The sequence below is a fragment of the Nostoc sp. C110 genome, from assembly GCF_043099725.1.
Taxonomy (GTDB): Bacteria; Cyanobacteriota; Cyanobacteriia; order Cyanobacteriales; family Nostocaceae; genus Nostoc; species Nostoc muscorum_A.
In genome coordinates, this window is record NZ_CP171148.1 from 574,348 (window position 1) to 591,728 (window position 17,381).

At 42.0% G+C, this 17,381-nt stretch carries 15 protein-coding genes; 12 read left to right on the forward strand and 3 right to left on the reverse strand.

Annotated features, from left to right (window positions below; all coding sequences use genetic code 11):
• From ACFFRD_RS08160 to ACFFRD_RS08175, 4 genes are all read left to right on the forward strand, one after another.
• On the forward strand, window positions 1-1,014 hold the full coding sequence (locus ACFFRD_RS08160; RefSeq protein WP_392481106.1) for a glycosyltransferase family 2 protein: 1,014 nt from the start codon (window positions 1-3) through the stop codon (window positions 1,012-1,014).
• Window positions 1,015-1,370: 356 nt separating this feature from the next.
• Window positions 1,371-3,005, forward strand: a complete 1,635-nt coding sequence (locus ACFFRD_RS08165; protein ID WP_392481107.1) for an FAD-dependent oxidoreductase — start codon at window positions 1,371-1,373, stop codon at window positions 3,003-3,005.
• Complete coding sequence (locus ACFFRD_RS08170; RefSeq protein WP_114081411.1) at window positions 3,002-3,331, forward strand: ferredoxin family protein; 330 nt, start codon at window positions 3,002-3,004, stop codon at window positions 3,329-3,331. Before ACFFRD_RS08165 ends, ACFFRD_RS08170 begins: the two co-directional genes overlap by 4 nt.
• 164 nt (window positions 3,332-3,495) lie before the next feature.
• Window positions 3,496-4,548: an ABC transporter substrate-binding protein gene (locus ACFFRD_RS08175; RefSeq protein ID WP_392481108.1), complete on the forward strand. Its 1,053-nt coding sequence runs from the start codon at window positions 3,496-3,498 to the stop codon at window positions 4,546-4,548.
• Here the strand turns inward: ACFFRD_RS08175 and ACFFRD_RS08180 are convergent.
• Window positions 4,519-5,004, reverse strand: a complete 486-nt coding sequence (locus ACFFRD_RS08180) for a hypothetical protein (RefSeq protein ID WP_392481109.1) — start codon at window positions 5,002-5,004, stop codon at window positions 4,519-4,521. The two genes, ACFFRD_RS08175 and ACFFRD_RS08180, sit on opposite strands and share 30 nt — an antisense overlap.
• A 113-nt stretch (window positions 5,005-5,117) precedes the next feature.
• Here ACFFRD_RS08180 and ACFFRD_RS08185 point away from each other — a divergent pair, with 113 nt between their 5' ends.
• From ACFFRD_RS08185 to ACFFRD_RS08210, 6 genes are all read left to right on the forward strand, one after another.
• Window positions 5,118-6,599 (forward strand): amidohydrolase family protein, encoded by a 1,482-nt coding sequence (locus ACFFRD_RS08185; RefSeq protein ID WP_392481110.1) that lies wholly within the window; start codon window positions 5,118-5,120, stop codon window positions 6,597-6,599.
• Window positions 6,600-6,700: 101 nt separating this feature from the next.
• The gene (locus ACFFRD_RS08190) at window positions 6,701-8,182 is read left to right on the forward strand and encodes an amidohydrolase family protein (RefSeq protein WP_392481111.1); all 1,482 of its coding nucleotides are present in this window, start codon (window positions 6,701-6,703) and stop codon (window positions 8,180-8,182) included.
• 296 nt (window positions 8,183-8,478) lie between these two features.
• Entirely contained in the window at window positions 8,479-9,300 is an 822-nt protein-coding gene (locus ACFFRD_RS08195) for a class I SAM-dependent methyltransferase (protein WP_392481112.1), read from the forward strand.
• A gap of 290 nt (window positions 9,301-9,590) precedes the next feature.
• Window positions 9,591-10,697 carry an aliphatic sulfonate ABC transporter substrate-binding protein gene (locus ACFFRD_RS08200; protein WP_392481113.1) on the forward strand — a complete coding sequence of 369 codons (1,107 nt, stop codon included), beginning with the start codon at window positions 9,591-9,593 and terminating at the stop codon, window positions 10,695-10,697.
• A gap of 37 nt (window positions 10,698-10,734) precedes the next feature.
• Window positions 10,735-11,598 carry a TauD/TfdA dioxygenase family protein gene (locus tag ACFFRD_RS08205; RefSeq protein WP_392481114.1) on the forward strand — a complete coding sequence of 288 codons (864 nt, stop codon included), beginning with the start codon at window positions 10,735-10,737 and terminating at the stop codon, window positions 11,596-11,598.
• A gap of 519 nt (window positions 11,599-12,117) precedes the next feature.
• Window positions 12,118-13,206, forward strand: a complete 1,089-nt coding sequence (locus tag ACFFRD_RS08210; RefSeq protein ID WP_392481115.1) for a sulfonate ABC transporter substrate-binding protein — start codon at window positions 12,118-12,120, stop codon at window positions 13,204-13,206.
• A 320-nt stretch (window positions 13,207-13,526) separates the two neighbouring features.
• Here ACFFRD_RS08210 and ACFFRD_RS08215 read toward each other — a convergent pair whose 3' ends face one another.
• Window positions 13,527-13,754 carry a helix-turn-helix domain-containing protein gene (locus ACFFRD_RS08215; RefSeq protein ID WP_392481116.1) on the reverse strand — a complete coding sequence of 76 codons (228 nt, stop codon included), beginning with the start codon at window positions 13,752-13,754 and terminating at the stop codon, window positions 13,527-13,529.
• 175 nt (window positions 13,755-13,929) lie between these two features.
• Here ACFFRD_RS08215 and ACFFRD_RS08220 point away from each other — a divergent pair, with 175 nt between their 5' ends.
• Together ACFFRD_RS08220 and ACFFRD_RS08225 are read left to right on the forward strand one after the other, a co-directional pair.
• Window positions 13,930-14,214 (forward strand): hypothetical protein, encoded by a 285-nt coding sequence (locus ACFFRD_RS08220; protein WP_335032849.1) that lies wholly within the window; start codon window positions 13,930-13,932, stop codon window positions 14,212-14,214.
• 263 nt (window positions 14,215-14,477) lie between these two features.
• Window positions 14,478-16,676, forward strand: coding sequence for a CHASE2 domain-containing protein (locus ACFFRD_RS08225; protein ID WP_392483032.1), 2,199 nt, complete (start codon window positions 14,478-14,480; stop codon window positions 16,674-16,676).
• Between the two features lie 28 nt (window positions 16,677-16,704).
• Here ACFFRD_RS08225 and ACFFRD_RS08230 read toward each other — a convergent pair whose 3' ends face one another.
• The gene (locus tag ACFFRD_RS08230; RefSeq protein WP_392481117.1) at window positions 16,705-17,343 is read right to left on the reverse strand and encodes a Uma2 family endonuclease; all 639 of its coding nucleotides are present in this window, start codon (window positions 17,341-17,343) and stop codon (window positions 16,705-16,707) included.
• Window positions 17,344-17,381: the final 38 nt, after the last annotated feature.

Here is a 17,381-nt window from a genome sequence, read left to right on the forward strand (position 1 = left end):
ATGCTACCAAAGTATTCATTGATTGTTCCAATTTATAACGAAGAAGAAATTATACCCGAACTATACCGCAGACTAAGTGCAGTAATGAATCGGCTAGATGGTCTTGTCGAATTAATTTTAATCAATGATGGTAGCCGCGATCGCTCCTTACAATTAATACGAGAACTCCATCAAAAAGACCCACGCATTTGCTACCTGAGCTTTGCTCGTAACTTTGGTCATCAAATTGCAGTTACTGCCGGTCTTAATTTTGTTCGGGGTCAAGTTATTATCATCCTTGATGCTGACTTACAAGATCCGCCAGAACTAATCCCAGACATGATTGAAAAATGGCGACAGGGCTATCAGGTCGTCTACGCTCAACGCACTCAACGCCTCAAGGAAGGATGGTTTAAGCGTTTTACTGCCTACTTTTTTTATCGTCTCCTCAAGAAGCTTGCAGATGTAGATATTCCTACTGATACTGGTGATTTTTGTTTAATGGATCGGCAAATTGTAGATATTCTCAATTCTATGCCAGAACGTACCCGCTACATTCGTGGTTTACGTTCTTGGGTTGGCTTTCAGCAAACAGCAATTCGGTTCGAGCGCGATCCCCGCTTTGCTGGGGAAGTTAAATACACTTTCAGCAAATCTTTGGCCCTTGCTATTAATGGTCTAGTATCCTTTTCAATAGTGCCACTGCGGTTGTCAACCTACTTAGGCTTATTAGCGGCGGCGGCGGCCATCTTCATGGCTTTATTAATCTTGTATTGGCGGCTTTTTCTTCCCCATTCGCCTTTAACTGGGTTCACGATTATTTTGATGGCAATTTTCTTTCTCGGATCTGTGCAGTTAGTTAGTGTTGGCATTTTAGGCGAATATATAGGGCGCATCTATGAAGAAGTTAAAGCCAGGCCCCTTTATACTTTGGCAGAGGTAGGTGGCTTCTATTCTAAATCGCCCAATTCAACACATCATAATACTGACAAACTAGTTGAGGCTCCCCACCTTAAAAGAAATGACGATTCTTAAGATATTTCTACCGATCGCGGCCTTGCTACCCTCCGTTATACAGCATTCATTATTAATTTTGTTAGCGGATAACTAGGGTTTAGACCGTCCTGACACCTGAATTCTGTTTTGATAAATTTACATTTGAATTTGTTAAAATGCTTGCTTTTTATCTCAAACTGTGAAAAGCTTTGTTATATAAATAAACTACGGTTCACCGATCAAGTTAAAGGATTTTTGTTCTGGCTAAATGAGCCATAAATAGAGGCTACTGAGAAGTCCTCAAGTAAATGGGCAAACAGATTTCTGAATATTTTGCAGCATCGATGGGGTGAAGACTTGATGCTTAAGACTTTATCGATGGGGGGAAATTGTAAATGCTGAAGACGTTAACAACCGATTTTGAACTTGACTTAGAAGCAGATGTGCTTGTGATTGGAGGTGGGCCAGCTGGAACTTGGGCGGCTTGGAGTGCTGCATCAAGTGGAGCAAAAGTTGTCCTGGTAGACAAAGGATATTGTGGTACGACTGGATGCGCTGCTGCATCTGGAAATGGTGTGTGGTATGTGCCGCCTGACCCAGAAGCACGAGAAACTGCAAAGGCGAGTCGAGAATCGTTGGGTGGGTTTTTGTCCGATCGCAATTGGATGGATCGAGTACTGGATCAGACCTATGCAAACGTCAATCAGTTAGCAGAGTGGGGTTATCCTTTCCCTACCGACGATGAAGGCAAACCCTATCGGCGATCGCTGCAAGGGCCGGAGTATATGCGGCTGATGCGGCGGCAAATTCAACGCGCTGGAGTCAAGATTTTAGATAATAGCCCCGCCTTAGAACTACTGGTAGATGACGATGGTGCTGTTGCTGGTGCAACAGGTGTGAATCGTCAAACTGGTGAGAAATGGAAAGTGCGATCGCAGTCCACAATTATCGCCACAGGCGGCTGTGCATTTCTCAGTAAAGCGTTAGGATGCAACGTCCTGACGGGGGATGGTTATCTGATGGCTGCTGAAGCTGGTGCTGAGATGTCAGGTATGGAATTTTCCAATGCCTATGGCATCTCCCCCGCTTTTTCTTCAGTTACCAAAACCCTGTTTTATAATTGGGCAACTTTCACCTACGAAGACGGTAGTGTGATTCCGGGTGCAAGTTCTCATAGACGGTCAGTAATTGCCCAGACATTACTGCAACAGCCAGTTTACGCCATCATAGACAAAGCGGCAGAATCGATGCGGCCATCTATGCGTTTAGCACAGCCCAACTTCTTTTTACCCTTTGATCGTGCAGGTATCGATCCATTTACCCAACGTTTCCCTGTAACTCTGCGCCTAGAGGGAACTGTGCGCGGTACGGGAGGAATTCGGATTGTCGATGAGAGTTGTGCTAGTTCTGTACGGGGACTCTATGCGGCTGGAGATGCGGCTACACGCGAACTGATTTGTGGCGGATTTACTGGCGGTGGTAGTCATAACGCAGCTTGGGCAATATCTTCTGGCTATTGGTCAGGGAAATCGGCTGCTGAATATAGCCGCAGTTTGGGAGAATATAAAACTCAACGCCATGTTAAGGGTGTTGGAGAGGTAGGATTACAGAGTGGGAGCGTAGCTTGCCGCCGAAGGCATCGCTCCTTAGCGACTGATGAAATTATTCAAGCAGTCCAAACTGAAGTATTCCCTTACGAAAAGAACTATTTCCGTACAGAACAAGGTTTAATCGAGTCTTTGAGTAAGCTAAATCATCTTTGGCAAGAACTCCGCAGTAGCCAGGTAACATCAGATAAAGAGCTAATCAGGGCGCGAGAAGCTACGGCAATGGTAGCTACGGCACGATGGATGTACAGCAGTGCCATTGAACGTAAAGAAACTCGTGGTATGCACAAACATCAAGACTATCCAGAACTTGATGCTAACCAGCAACATCATCTGATTAGTGGCGGATTAGATCAAGTCTGGGTGAAGAGTCAGCCGCTAAATACAGAAAAGTCTTTATCTAAAATAGGAGCAGCAGTGTGATTGAGTTGGTCAGCGAATCGCGATGCATAAAATGTAATATCTGCGTGAATATTTGTCCAACCAACGTGTTTGACCGTGTAGCTGATGCGCCGCCAACCATTGCTCGACAGAGTGACTGTCAAACCTGTTATATGTGCGAATTGTATTGTCCAGTTGATGCCCTTTATGTTGCACCAGAAAGTGATGTGACGGCTTCAGTCAACGAAGCAGAATTGGCAGAAGTTGGGCTACTGGGTAGTTATCGGGAAAACATCGGTTGGGGACATAAACGCACTTCAACAGCAAAAGCCGATCAAACATTCCAAATTTTGAAGCAGATGAAATAGTAACGCGATGTGCAAATTGTTCTTGGAACCCCTCTCCAAACCTCTCCCCCACAGGGAGAGAGGCTTTGATTCTTGCTCCCCTTCCCTTGTAGGGAAGGGGCTGGGGGTTAGGTTTGAGAGAAAGTTACACACGGCGGGCGTATAATACGGCGGAGAAAATAGTCATGCTGTCGTTACCAGTAGTAACAGGTTCTATCAGTAAAAATAAATTTACTTCCAGATTATCAACTTCAGTGGCTTGTGTCCTACTGCTACTAACTACAGCATGTAGCCAAGGTGAAACTAAATCTGCTCAATCCATTGAGGCTGTTAATGTCAATAACACTGTTGCTGCATCCAATAATATTTCTACCCTACGAATAGGTTATGTAGGTAGTTCAGAACCTACAGGATCGCTTGGTTGGGCAAAGAAAAAAGGAATTTTAGATCGGGAGTTGCAAAAAGCAGGATTTAAAAACATTACTTTTGCAAGATTTCCTAACGGGCCGGATCTAAATGAGGCGCTTGTCGCCGGACAATTAGATGTTGGTTCTTTAGGTGATACACCAGCTATAGTTTTGAAAGCTAGGGGTCAAGAAACCCGGCTGTTGCGGATCAGTCAATTTAATACAACCGCTTGGTTAGTAGCGAAAAAGAATGGGCCGCGATCGCTTGCTGAATTTAAGGGTGAAAAAATAGCCACCCAAAAAGGCTCTTATATGCACCGATACCTGCTGGGTCTATTAGCTGAAGCTAAAATTGCCAAGGATGTAAAAGTTGTTCACTTGATGACTACTGAGGCAAAAGCGGCTTTAGAACGTGGTGATGTAGCAGCTTATGCAACTTCAAGTGATCTGGGCCCTTTTCTGAAATCACAAGGCTTTCCAGTGATTGATTCTTCAGCAAATCATAAGGGTTTGTCAGGGACATCATTAGTTGTAGCAACTGAAAGTTTTTTGGCAAAACAGCCTGATTTCCCACAGAAATTTAATGCAATTCTCACAGAAGCAGCGAAGGATTTAAAAGCTAATTCTGAAGAATATTATCAGTATCATGCTCAAACTACTAAATATCCCATCGATATTATAAAAGTATCGTTCCCACTCAAACAGGTATCAGAAGAACCATTACCAGCCGAGGGAGTGAAACTTTTAGAGGGAACAAAGAAATTTTTAGTCTCGCAGGGTTTAGCAAAGTCGGACTTTAAATTAACAGACTGGGTTGCTGAAGAAAAATAGGAAATGGGGAGTAGGGAGTGGGGGAGATGAGGAAGATGAGGAGGCAGAAATCAGTAACTTTTCTGAGCAAGAAAAACAAATTTCTGTAATTAAGTCTTTTAAAAGAGCAACATTCAGGCTCAAAAGTGCAACTCCCAGGTTCAAAGGTGCAACTTCCAGGTTCAAAGGTGCAACTTCCAGGCTTAAAGGTGCAACTTCCAGGCTTAAAGGCTCAACTTCCAAGCTCAAAGGTGTAACTTCCAAGCTCAAAGGTGTAACTCCCAAGCTCAAAGGTGCAACTTCCAAGCTCAAAGGTGCAACTTCCAGGTTCAGAGGCTCAACTTCCAAGCTCAAAGGCTCAACTTCCAAGCTCAAAGGCTCAACTTCCAAGCTCAGAGGTTCAACTTCCAAGCTCAAAGGCTCAACTTCCAGACTTATAAACTTAGGACTTACGCAATAACTCTCTAAAACTCTCATTCCTTTGTGTCCTTTGCGCCTTTGCGGTTCGTTTTTCCATTATTTTGCGTAAGTCCTGTAAACTTTCCGCTTCCCTCTTGACCAATACATTTGAAAATCTAGGTAAAATGGCCATGACTATTGCACTAGACCGTCCACATAAAACCAAGTCTGCTCAAATCCGCGAAAAACTTGGTTATCCGATCATTGATACTGATGTACATACTCAAGAATTTCCCCCAGCATTCTTAGACTATTTAGAGCAAGTTGCTGGAACTGCGATCGCAGAGCGTTTTCAAGAACACTTACCCGGTGCATCTCGTTCTAAATGGTTCAAGCAATCTTGGGATGAACGCCGCGCTAACCGCACCGCCCGCCCTCCTTTCTGGACTCGTCCCACTAACGATGCTTTAAATTTGGCTACCATTAGCTTACCCAAGTTGCTGCACGAACGCTTACAAGAAGCTGGTACAGACTTTGCTGTTGTGTACCCCAACTTGGCAACAATGGCACCACACATCGGTCATGAAGAGATGCGGCGGGCTGTTTGTCGGGCGGCTAACACTTATCATGCTGATATTTTCCGTCCTTATAGCGATCGCTTAACACCCATTGCTGCTATTCCTATGAATACGCCAGAAGAGGCGATCGCAGAATTGGAATATGCGGTAAATATTCTCGGACTCAAAGCCATTCAAATCCCCGGACATATCCGCCGCCCCATTCCTGCCTTTGAGAAATATGGTGAAGAAGTAGCCAACGAAGCCATCTGGATTGATACCTTTGGCTTGGATAGTAAATATGATTACGATCCCTTCTGGGCGAAGTGCGTAGAACTGAAAGTTGTACCCACCACCCACTCTTCTGGTATGGGCTGGATAAATCGGCGTTCCATTAGCAATTACCAATACAACCATATTGGCCACTTTGCATCGGCTGCGGAAGCACTATGTAAATCTTTATTCTTTGGTGGTGTAACTCACCGCTTCCCCACACTCAAGTTTGCCTTTTTAGAAGGAGGTGCAGCTTGGGGTGCTAGTTTGTACACCGATTTAATTTGGCACTGGGATACCCGCAATAAAGATCATTTGGTGGAAAATAACAATCCCGCCAATATCGATCGCGAAGAATTACTAGAACTATATACCCGTTACGGTGGCGAATTATTACATGGTCGTTTGGATCAACTAGGTAGCGGTTTAGGTTTCCACGCTGAGTTATTATCTCCCCTAGAACCAGGTGATTTGGATGAATTCGCTGTTGCCGGAGTAACCAAGCCAGAAGATATCCGCGATCGCTTCTTGAATCATTTCTACTTTGGGACAGAATCAGATGATACCCGTGTAGCTCAAGCCTTTAACCGCAAAGCTAATCCTTATGGCGATCGCGTTAAAGCCTTCTTGGGTTCCGATTCTGGTCACTGGGATGTACCTGATATTACTGCGATCGCAGCCAATACCTATTCAATGGTAGAACGCAAGATTATCAGCGAAGAAGATTTGCAATATTTCCTGTCAATTCATCCCTTGGAGTTGTACACCAGCCTGAATCGTGATTTTTTCAAAGGCACGGCTGTCGAGAAAACCGCAGATGAATTTTTGGCTAGCAAGGTTTAAAAATCATTGTTCGTAGTAAGCACTTTAGTGCTGAAGAAAGCGCTGAAGCGCTTACTACATACCCAAATACCAATCTTTTGAATAATTAGGGTAAACATATCATGACGATCGCTTTAGACCGCCCACAAAAAACCAGGTCTGCTCAAATTCGGGAAAAACTTGGTTATCCGATCATTGATACCGATGTACATACCCAGGAATTTGAACCAGCAGTCTTAGATTATTTAGAACAAGTTGGTGGAACTGAACTTGTCGAACGTTTCAAAGAGAATTTACCAGGATCTTCTCGCTTTAAGTGGTACAAGCAAAGTTGGGAAGAACGTTTTGCTTATCGCACCAATCGCCCTAACTGGTGGGGTCGTCCCACAAAAAATACTTTGAATTTGGCTACCATTAGCTTACCCAAGTTGTTGCATGAGCGCTTGCAAGAAGCTGGTACAGACTTTGCCGTTGTGTACCCTAACTTGGCAACGATGGCCCCTAATATCGGCAACGAAGAAATGCGGCGGGCTGTTTGTCGGGCAGTTAACACCTACCATGCTGATATTTTCCGTCCTTATAGCGATCGCTTAACACCCATCGCCGCCATTCCCTTGCACACTCCCGAAGAAGGGATTGAAGAGTTGGAATATGCAGTGAATGTTCTCGGACTCAAAGCAATTCAAATCCCCGGTTACGTCCGTCGGCCAATTCCTGCCTTTGAAAAGTATGGCAAAGAAGTCGCTAATGAAGTAGTTTGGATTGATAACTTTGGCTTAGATAGTGAGTATGATTACGATCCATTCTGGGCTAAGTGCGTAGAATTAAAAGTTGTACCCACAACTCACGCTTCTAGCCAAGGTTGGACAACTCAGCGTTCTGTCACCAACGCCCAGTACAATCACATTAATCACTTTGCCTTTGCAGCAGAAGCATTATGCAAATCGCTGTTCTTTGGTGGAGTTACCCGCCGCTTCCCACAATTAAAGTTTGCCTTCTTAGAAGGTGGTTCAGCTTGGGGTGCTAGTCTATACGCTGATATTATTTGGCACTGGGAAACCCGCAACAAACAACATTTGTTGTCAAATAACAATCCTGCTATTATCGACAAAGAAGCACTAGTAGAACTGTACACCCGCTACGGTGGCGAACTGGTAGATGGACGCTTAGATAAAATTGGTGATGGTTTAGGATTCCACCATCAACTATTAGCTCCAGAAAATCCAGGCGAACTCGACGAATTTGAACTAGCAGGAATTGAGAAACCAGAAGATGTGCGCGATCGCTTCTTGAATCATTTCTACTTTGGTACAGAATCAGACGATACCCGTGTAAGCCAAGCTTTTAATCGTGCAGCTAATCCTTTTGGCGATCGCGTTAAAGCCTTCTTGGGTTCAGATTCTGGTCACTGGGATGTGCCAGATATCACCGCCGTTACAGCCAACGCCTACTCAATGGCAGAACGCGAAATCATTACCGAAGAAGACCTCCGCTACTTCCTCTCAATCCATCCCTTGGAGTTGTACACCAGCCTCAATCAAGACTTCTTCAAGGGTACAGGTGTTGAGAAAGCCGCCAACGAATATCTGGCTGCTAAGAAATAACTGTCATTAGTCATTAGTCATTTGCAAAGGACTAATGACAAAGGACAATTACAACGTTCCATGTTCCATTTCCTCTGTTCACTTGTAGCGTGGGCCTTGCCCACTCTACATTTCTCCTAAATAACGAACCGCAGAGACGCAGAGGACACGGAGAAATGAGAGTTTAAAAAAATAATCCCCAAACTGACGCAAAGCTCCTCTCTATTTCTCCTCCCTCTGCGTTCTCTGCGCCTCTGTGGTTCGTTTATTTGGATAATTTATTTCTTGGAAATCCCTTACCTAAATCCAAAATTGATATGACTCAACTAAAAACACTTCCAACCTACGACCCAAGTTTATTTGAGGGAGCAGCTGAGGGCTACGCTCAATATAGAACCAAATACCCACCGATTGTATTTGATAAACTAGCCGAAATATTTAATCTCAATGGTCAAGGACGACTCCTTGATTTGGGTACTGGCCCAGGATTAATTTCAATTCCCCTACGAACCCAATTTGAAGAAGTTGTTGCGATCGACCCCGATCCAGAAATGATTGCAGAAGCTAAACGGCAAGCAGCAGCAGTCGGAGCAAATAATATTACTTGGTTAGAACAAGGGGCAGAGTTAATCGACTCTAGTTTAGGGAAATTTAAGTTAGCCACTATTGGTAGAGCCTTCCATTGGATGGAACGCGAACTAGTGCTTGAACGCCTTTATGAATTGCTAACTGATGATGGTGGATTAGCACTGCTTCAGACTGGTGATAACCCTTGGGAAAGCAATCTACCTTGGAAACAAGCTGCTGTTGGAGTAGTAAAAAAATGGTTAGGTGAAGAACGGCGGACTGGACAAAGAGGACAAGGGACTCGTAAGCCAGTTGATCCTCCCCATGAAGTCGTAATTGGCAATTCAGCTTTTGCTCGTCAAGAAAACTATGAAGTGCCATTTGAAAAATCTTGGACTATCGATAGCTATCTCGGCTATTTATACACTACAGCCTTCTCTTTGAAAATTTTCTATGGTGATAATGCCCCAGCATTTGAAAAGGATCTCAGAGAAGCGCTACTAGCAGTTGAGCCATCTGGACATTTCACAGAAGAACTCAAGGCTACAATCCTAGTCGCTTGGAAGCACTAGCAAAAAAGATAGAGTTTCACTTAAAAATTTTAATCTTCCACTAGCACGACACTGGAGTGAGCCTTTCTCACTCCACTTCCTAAATTTTTGCCACCTCACTATTAAAGTTTCAGTTCCTCGAGTCGTTGCGGGGTGGGTAATACCCACTCTCTTCCCTAATTTCATCAGTAAAGTTTTTGAAGTTATAAAAACATTTACTGATTGGAGTTTTCAAAAAAACATTTTCGTTCTTGATATTGCAATTAATCATCATTGCTCTAACCACCTAGAGGGAATCAATAAAACAACCCATGCCAGCTTTAAAAGGAAAGTTTGAATTTAGAAAAAGCCCAAGAACAACACGTCGTTCTTTGCTATTTGCTTTGGGCTACTGCTTAATGCTATCGACAACCCTATCCAGTTGTAGTGAAGCCAAAAATAACGCTCAACAGTCAGCAGCTTCCCCTGAATCAGTAGTTTCATCTAGCGCTACAGAGAAGTCAACTGATAAGCAAGTAGTACGGATTGTACGTTCCAAACAACTTTCCGCTTTAGCAGTTTTAGAAAAGCAGGGTTCCTTAGAAAAGCGATTAGAGCCTCTGGGTTTTAAAGTACAGTGGGCTGAGTTTGCGGCTGGGCCACAACAGCTAGAAGCCTTGAATGCAAATGGATTGGATATTGCATCTACAGCCGAATCACCTCCTGTATTTTCACAAGCAGCAGGAGCGCCCCTTGTTTATCTAGCTACTACACGTCCTAGTGGTAAAGCTATTTCACTTTTAGTTCCTGTAAATTCTGCAATTAAAAGTGTTACTGATTTGAAGGGTAAAAAAGTAGCTTTTCAGAAAGCTTCTATTGGCCACTATCTATTAGTTAAAGCATTAGAAGATGCGGGATTAAAACTTAGCGATGTCCAATCAGTTTTTTTAGCACCGGCAGATGCAAATGCGGCATTCAGTCAAAATAAGGTGGATGCTTGGTATATTTGGGAGCCATTCGGTACCAGAAATGTACAAAATAAAATAGCTCGTGTTTTAACAGATGGTGATAAATTGCGGGATACTGGCAATTTTTACTCAACTTCGCGCCAATTTTATCAGGCTCATCCTGATGTAATCAAAGTGTTTTTAGAGGAGTTAGAAAAATCAGAAATCTGGACTAAGGATCATCCCAAAGAAGTAGCACAACTGCTTGCTCCTGTAACTCAGCTAGATCCACCGACTCTAGAAATAATGCACAATAAATATGATTATGGGCTGCTACCAATTACTGAGAAAACTATTACCAAGCAACAAGAAGTTGCAGATAAGTGGTACAGCCTCGGACTTATCCCCAAAAAGGTGAATGTTAGAGATGGCTTTTTAACGCCTGAAGAATACGCCAAAATTACTCCTTCAGATGTATTAGCTAATAAGTAGTTATACCTAAAAAGAAATTAAAACACAGGAGAATATTATGCCTACCTCGACTTTGACAAAGGTTCAAATAAGTCCTATCGATGCTCCTTTGGGAGCGATAGTTACCGACCTTGATGCCAGTCAAGCGATCACACCTGAAGTTATATTACAACTTAAAGAAGCTTTGCGCGATCGCCATATCTTGATCTTCAAAGACCAAAAGCTCTCTGATGAACAGCTTTTGAACTTTGCTTTATACTTTGGCGCACTCTTTGTACCATCTGATGAAACTCCAGTATTAGCTTCTAAACCGGGAGAAACCCCGGTGGTGATTTCGATTTCTAATGTCGATGGCGGCTATACCGGTACTGGAGAACTAACTTTCCATTCTGACCACAAATGGACTCCCACCCCATCTAGTGGCTCACTTCTTTATGCTTTGGAAATACCAACTCATGGTGGAAATACTTATTGGTTAAATACTAATTTGGCCTATGAGGCGTTAGATGAAATCACCAAAGAACGGATTGCAGATTTACAGCTAATTACCTACAACCCATTCTTACAAGACCGGAATGCACCGCGTCCTTTATATCGTTTAGATAAGAATATTCCTTTAATAAGCCCTGTTTTTCCCCATCCTTTAGTTAGGACACATCCAGAGAGTGGTAAAAAGCATCTTTACTTAGATGCAGCGACAGAAGTTGAAATTGTCGGGTTAGAACCAGAAGAAGGTTCTAAATTGATTGAACAGTTGCGTCAGCATCTAAATCAACCAAAATTTTACTACCAACATAAATGGTCTGTAGGTGATATTGTCTACTGGGATAATCAAGCTACCTTGCATTACCGTCAAGCATTTGATCCAAATGAGCGACGGGTTTTGAAACGAGTTAGTCTTGCAGGTAGCCGTCCTTTTTAGGTTTTATTATCTAAACAGATATAACGCCTTGAAAGACTGAAATCTACTTTTAAAAATGGGGTGGTAGTCATCCACCCTTGTTCCTAAATAAGACAATAAAAAACACTGAGATTATCATAATAAATCTATATATTAATCCGCCTTTATTCTGAGACTTTCTAGTCTTAACAAGAATTGCAAATAATCCTTTTTGAATTGTGCAGATTTTTTATAAATCAAATACAAACTCTATTTAATCTTGGTTCTTAAAATAAATATTGCTCAAAGCACACTCACAAAAATAAATTTACAAAAAACCTTCTTGTCTCTGCTAGGTAGTGTTTATTAACACTTTATTCAAAGAGCAAATACGATAATATATAAATCAATACAGTTCAATCAAGCAATTTTTTCCTTCTCTTTCTTCTCTCTGTGTACTCTGCGCCTCTGCGGTTAATTAAAAAAATGACTTTGACAAAGAGCGCTAACCATAACTGAAGCGTATTGAGATATCAACTGTATTTAATAAGCGTCGTAAAAATGTTGAGCAATACTGTAATAAAAACTTCACCAATTATCAGAAGATTTGCATTGTTGGTAATGCCTGGCTTTTTGGCTTTATCTACCACATTAATTAGTTGTACATCGCCCAATGGAAATACAAATAGTGCAACCGAACCAAAAGCAGATCCAGCAGCAACAAAAACCATTGCTTTGAAAACAAAAGTTCTACGAATGGGTTATCAAAGCTCTGGTGACTTAGTTAGAGTGAGAGGAGTTTTAGAAAAACGTTTAGAACCCTTGGGTGTCAAAGTTGAATGGGCACAATTTGCCCAAGGGCCGCAATTAATGGAAGCGATGAATGTCGGCAAAATTGATGTCGGTTCAGTTGGAGAAACTCCTCCTATTTTTGCCCAAGCTGCTGGTGCAAGAATTGTCTATCTTGCTGGTAGACGAATTACTGCTACTTCCGGCAAAGGGAGTGCAATTGTAGTTCCTAAAGGTTCCCCCATTAAGAGTTTAGTGCAAATAAAAGGACAAAAAGTAGTCTTTCAAAAAGGTTCAGCTTCTCACTATTTCATTATCAAAGCTTTAGAAGAAGTTGGCTTAAAATATAGTGATATTCAAGTATTAAGTATGCCCAATGTCGAAGCCCGTGGTGCATTTATTCAGGGCACTATTCCTGTTTGGGTAACAGGCGATCCTCATTTAGCTTTGGTAGAAAAACTCCACGGTGCGCGGGTGTTGAGAGATGCGACAAATATCGGTACTCCAGGCGGATACTATGTAGGAACACGGGAGTTCGCTAAAGAAAATCCCGAATTACTTCGGATTATCTTGGAAGAGATTGATAAAAATGGTCAATGGGCAGAAACAAATCGTCAAGAAGTAGCCAAACTCATAGCACCTGTACTTAAAATTGATTTACCAATTCAAGAAATAATTTCTGGACGCGCTAATTATCGATTAAAAGGAATTACCCCAGAATTGATGAAAGCTCAACAAAATGTTGCCGATTTATTTTATAACGAAAAAATCTTGCCCAAAAAGATTGATGTTCAGGAAGCACTGCTGACATCCCAAGAATATGCAGCTATTACTCCACCAACATTGATCAGCGAAAAATAGAAACTAATCAGATATGATACCTAGAACACCAATTCAATAATTTTGGAAGGACTTCTCTTCCAACTATTCTCTTTGGTGTACACAGAGATGTGTGTACACCAGAGTATTTTAGGGAGCATCACACACCTGAAGTATAAAGCGACATCACATAGAGCCAGGTTTATTCAGCTATAGCGATCGCTTCTACTAATTTACCTTGCTCTAATAATTTGGCAAGATGCCTGTGAAATCAAGCTGAAAGTACTTGCTTGGCATTAATTTCTCACGAATGGGGTAGTAGTACCTCATCTATGATGGTACTGGTGTTACATTTACCATTATTAAAAATATTTCGTTAAAAGTGCCTCACCGGGTTCTCCCATCTGGTATAATAGCTGTTCAATTTGTTTCATAGCGAGTGGCGAAGGTCGTGTTCGTCCATTTTCCCATCGGTTTACAGTGTGGAATGAAACCCCTAACATCGTTGCCAGTTTTACCTGTGATAATTTGAGGCACTGCCGAGTCTCACGAACCAACAGTGCAATGCTTGGCTGTTTGATTGCAGTCATAGGCTAAATATATTTTATTTTCTTACAAGATATTGCAATATAGCAGATGCTATAACTCTGAATGCACCTATCTATGGTTATAAAGGTTGTAATTTGATCGTTATGTACTACATCAACTATCATGCAAGCTATTTAAGCTATTAATAGAGTTGTTCCAATCTAGGAAATAGAAAATATGAGAGTTTGGCTTGCTTGCTTTTTAGTGCTGTTTGCCTTGGCGGAATTATTTGACTGGTTGCAAGAATTTAATTTGCCACTACCTATCTATATTTTGGGTGGCGCTTTTTTAGCTGTTGCTTCTAACTATGATAAGATTGTTGGCTCCTATTTTGATGATCCAAGTATCGAAGCATCGCTCGAACAACCCCGATTAGATTCACTAACACCATCTACTAATCCTATTTCTTTCTCTATTGCCAGTGCTGTTGAAGATACTCCAACATCTCAAACAGATGATTAGTGCCATTGCGCGACTCCGATGGCGAGCAATGGGAGAGAATAAGAGCGAACTAGCGTCATAGCCTGTCGTAGACATCGCTTATTTCTATAGTTGATGCTGCGCGTCAGCTTGCTTTAAGAGTAGAAATACGCCAAGGTTTCTCACCAACAAGTAAATTGCTACATTAATAGAGAAGCTCAGGTTAATTAGCTTTTAACCTAGAGTCCGAAAATTAACTTTTGCGCCTGCAACATCTACCCAATTCAGGCTACTGCCGCAACGCTGTGATTAGTGGACTATTAAAAAAACTCCGTGTCCCTTTTATCAAAGTTCAGGATTCCCGTGAAACTTCCAACAACAAAAGCTGGTTGCAAATTATTTTAGTTACCAGTGTGGGAGTTACCTTGTTTATCTGGGGAATTCGGGAACTCAAATGGTTACAGCCTTGGGAGTTAAGAGTTTATGATGAAATGTTGCGATCGCGTCCAGCACAAGCACCCGATCGGCGGATTTTGCTAGTAAAAATCACTGATGACGATCTTAAACGAGAGAAATGGGCTTTATCAGATCGGACAATTAATCAGCTATTAAAAAAAATCGAGTCTTATCAACCGCGAATTGTTGGTTTATATCTTTTCCAACCAGAAAACAACAATTTGGCAATTAATTTTCAAAATCAAGATAACATTGTCAGCACTTGTTTTTTCAGCAGTTTGGGTAGAGATGAAATTCCGCCACCGCCTAATTTTCCTATAGATAATGTTGGGTTTAGCGATGTCGTTTCTGACAATGAAAACGACCAAATTCTCCGTCGTAGTTTGTTATTTGCTTACTCTACAGACAATAAATGTACAACATCATTTGCTTTTGGGGCACTAATAGGAATTAATTATCTAGAGAAGCAAGGTATTGAATACAAGTTTACTAATAAAGGAGAATTACAGGTAGGTAAAACCCTCTTTCCGCGTTTACAACCTAATTCCGGTAGCTATCAACATCTGGATACAGATGGCTATCAAATATTATTAAATTACCGCCACCCCAACAGTCTTGCCGATCAAGTAACCCTCACGCAAGTCCTCAGTGGTCAAGTTAACTCCAGTTTATTCAAAGACCGTCTTGTAATTATCGGTACTACTGCGGCTAATTTACCTCCAAGTGGATTTTATACACCCTACAGCACTTTGCCAGATCAACCAGCCAGAATGCCTGCTCTGTTTATTCATGCACAGATAGCAAGTCAACTCATCAGCACAGTGTTGGATGGGCGACCTCTAATTTGGTATTGGCCCGACTGGGCAGAATTTATTTGGATGTGGGGCTGGTCGCTTTTAGGTGGAATAATCGTATGGCGGTGGCAAAATCCGTTGCTGTTACTAGCGGTGGGAGGGACAACTCTACTTGGGTTAGTAGGAATCTGCATTGGTTTGTTTTTGCAAGCTGGATGGGTTCCTTTAATTCCCTCTGCTCTTACTTTGGTTGTTACTAGTATTTGTGCGATCGCTTATACTAGCTACCAAAATCAGCGACAAACTCAGGTGATTATTCTGCAAGTTGAAAAACAACAAGAAGCGATCGCACAATTAAATGTACTTTTAGAAGACAAAACCGCAATTCCCGATTCGTCTCTTAGTTTTCCTCTCCCAGTTGATTCACCAGAAATAAAATCAGGTAATTTGCTTTTGGGTGGACGCTACAAAATTTCTCAAGTTCTTGGTTCAGGTGGATTTGGTCGCACTTATTTAGCACAGGATACTCAACGACCGGGTAATCCTACTTGTGTAGTTAAAAAGTTAATGCCAGCCCGTCAAGATACACGATTTTTGCAAGTTGCTCGCAGATTGTTTCATAGTGAAGCTGAAATATTAGAATCTTTGGGTAAACATCATCAGATTCCTGAACTACTTGCTTATTTTGAAGATGACCAAGAATTTTATTTAATTCAACAATATATCGAAGGACATACTTTAAGTGAAGAATTACCACCTGTGCAGGATGTGCAGAGCGAATCATTTGTTATAGAGATGTTCAAACAAGTTTTAGAAGTTCTAGAATTTGTTCACCAGCATCGAGTGATTCATCGTGATATCAAACCAACTAATATTATTAGATGCGCTCAAGATAATCGGCTGGTATTGATTGATTTTGGTGCAGTCAAATTTATGCAACCGCCGACTAGCGACCAAACAGAATTAGCCACAGTAGCCATTGGGACGCGGGGTTATGCACCTCCAGAACAATTTGCAGGCCATCCCCGTCTATGTAGTGACATTTACGCTTTAGGAATGATTGGTATTCAAGCCATAACTGGAATACCACCGCAAGAACTCCACCCAGATCCAGAAACGGGGAATGTGATGTGGCGGCAAACAGTGCCAGTCAGCGAAGAACTGGCAGGTATTTTAGATAAAATGGTTTGCTATCATTTTAGCGATCGCTATCAATCAGCTGCCGCAGTGTTACAAGATTTAAAACGTATGTAGCTCTAGCAAGCATCCCAAGGTAGGAATTTTAACTCTCACTCGCCAATTTCCGTCGTAATTCCCGAATTGCAGCGCTAGTATTACGGTCGTAGGCAATTTTTAAACACTCTGTAACTACCTCTGACACATTGATGTTAGGGAAATAACGGCTACTGCTTTCAACTGTGTAGCGATCACCTTGCAATGTGTAAATTACAAGCTGGTTCTTCCTGAACAACCAAACTTCTGGTACTCGATAAGGCAGGTAGTCATTTACATCGGTATAGCTGGTGATGTCTATCTCTACCACCAAATCGGGAGATGGATCAACACCCCAATTGATGCGATCTTTACCTGCAATTGCCTGCCAGTTTTCAATATAAAAACAGTAGTCTGGTTCTATACCACTTTCCTGTGGTAGTTCCATTGTGATTGGGGTAAATGCCTCGTATTCTCGCCCCAGATGATCGAGCAAAACTTTTACTACATCTGCAATTACACTTACTTTACGCCCATGTTCTGGTAGTGGTGCCATCAAGAGAATTTCTCCATCTCGATACTTGATACGAGGCGAAGAGCGATCGCCTAGTTGTTTATTCAGTGCTTGATAATCTTGCCAACTTCCGGGTAGGCGTACTACTGCGCCTGGGGGCAAATGGATTGTATAGGGTGTGACAACAGCGAACATAGAGCTAATACCTCCACTTCAACTGTAATACTTTAGAT

What these genes read in the sequence shown, in the direction of transcription:
- ACFFRD_RS08160 (WP_392481106.1), top strand. Translation starts at nt 1, where the DNA reads ATGCTACCAAAGTATTCATTGATTGTTCCAATTTATAACGAAGAAGAA.
- ACFFRD_RS08165 (WP_392481107.1), top strand. Translation starts at nt 1,371, where the DNA reads ATGCTGAAGACGTTAACAACCGATTTTGAACTTGACTTAGAAGCAGAT.
- ACFFRD_RS08175 (WP_392481108.1), top strand. Translation starts at nt 3,496, where the DNA reads ATGCTGTCGTTACCAGTAGTAACAGGTTCTATCAGTAAAAATAAATTT.
- ACFFRD_RS08180 (WP_392481109.1), bottom strand. Translation starts at nt 5,004, where the DNA reads ATGAGAGTTTTAGAGAGTTATTGCGTAAGTCCTAAGTTTATAAGTCTG.
- ACFFRD_RS08185 (WP_392481110.1), top strand. Translation starts at nt 5,118, where the DNA reads ATGACTATTGCACTAGACCGTCCACATAAAACCAAGTCTGCTCAAATC.
- ACFFRD_RS08190 (WP_392481111.1), top strand. Translation starts at nt 6,701, where the DNA reads ATGACGATCGCTTTAGACCGCCCACAAAAAACCAGGTCTGCTCAAATT.
- ACFFRD_RS08195 (WP_392481112.1), top strand. Translation starts at nt 8,479, where the DNA reads ATGACTCAACTAAAAACACTTCCAACCTACGACCCAAGTTTATTTGAG.
- ACFFRD_RS08200 (WP_392481113.1), top strand. Translation starts at nt 9,591, where the DNA reads ATGCCAGCTTTAAAAGGAAAGTTTGAATTTAGAAAAAGCCCAAGAACA.
- ACFFRD_RS08205 (WP_392481114.1), top strand. Translation starts at nt 10,735, where the DNA reads ATGCCTACCTCGACTTTGACAAAGGTTCAAATAAGTCCTATCGATGCT.
- ACFFRD_RS08210 (WP_392481115.1), top strand. Translation starts at nt 12,118, where the DNA reads ATGTTGAGCAATACTGTAATAAAAACTTCACCAATTATCAGAAGATTT.
- ACFFRD_RS08215 (WP_392481116.1), bottom strand. Translation starts at nt 13,754, where the DNA reads ATGACTGCAATCAAACAGCCAAGCATTGCACTGTTGGTTCGTGAGACT.
- ACFFRD_RS08220 (WP_335032849.1), top strand. Translation starts at nt 13,930, where the DNA reads ATGAGAGTTTGGCTTGCTTGCTTTTTAGTGCTGTTTGCCTTGGCGGAA.
- ACFFRD_RS08230 (WP_392481117.1), bottom strand. Translation starts at nt 17,343, where the DNA reads ATGTTCGCTGTTGTCACACCCTATACAATCCATTTGCCCCCAGGCGCA.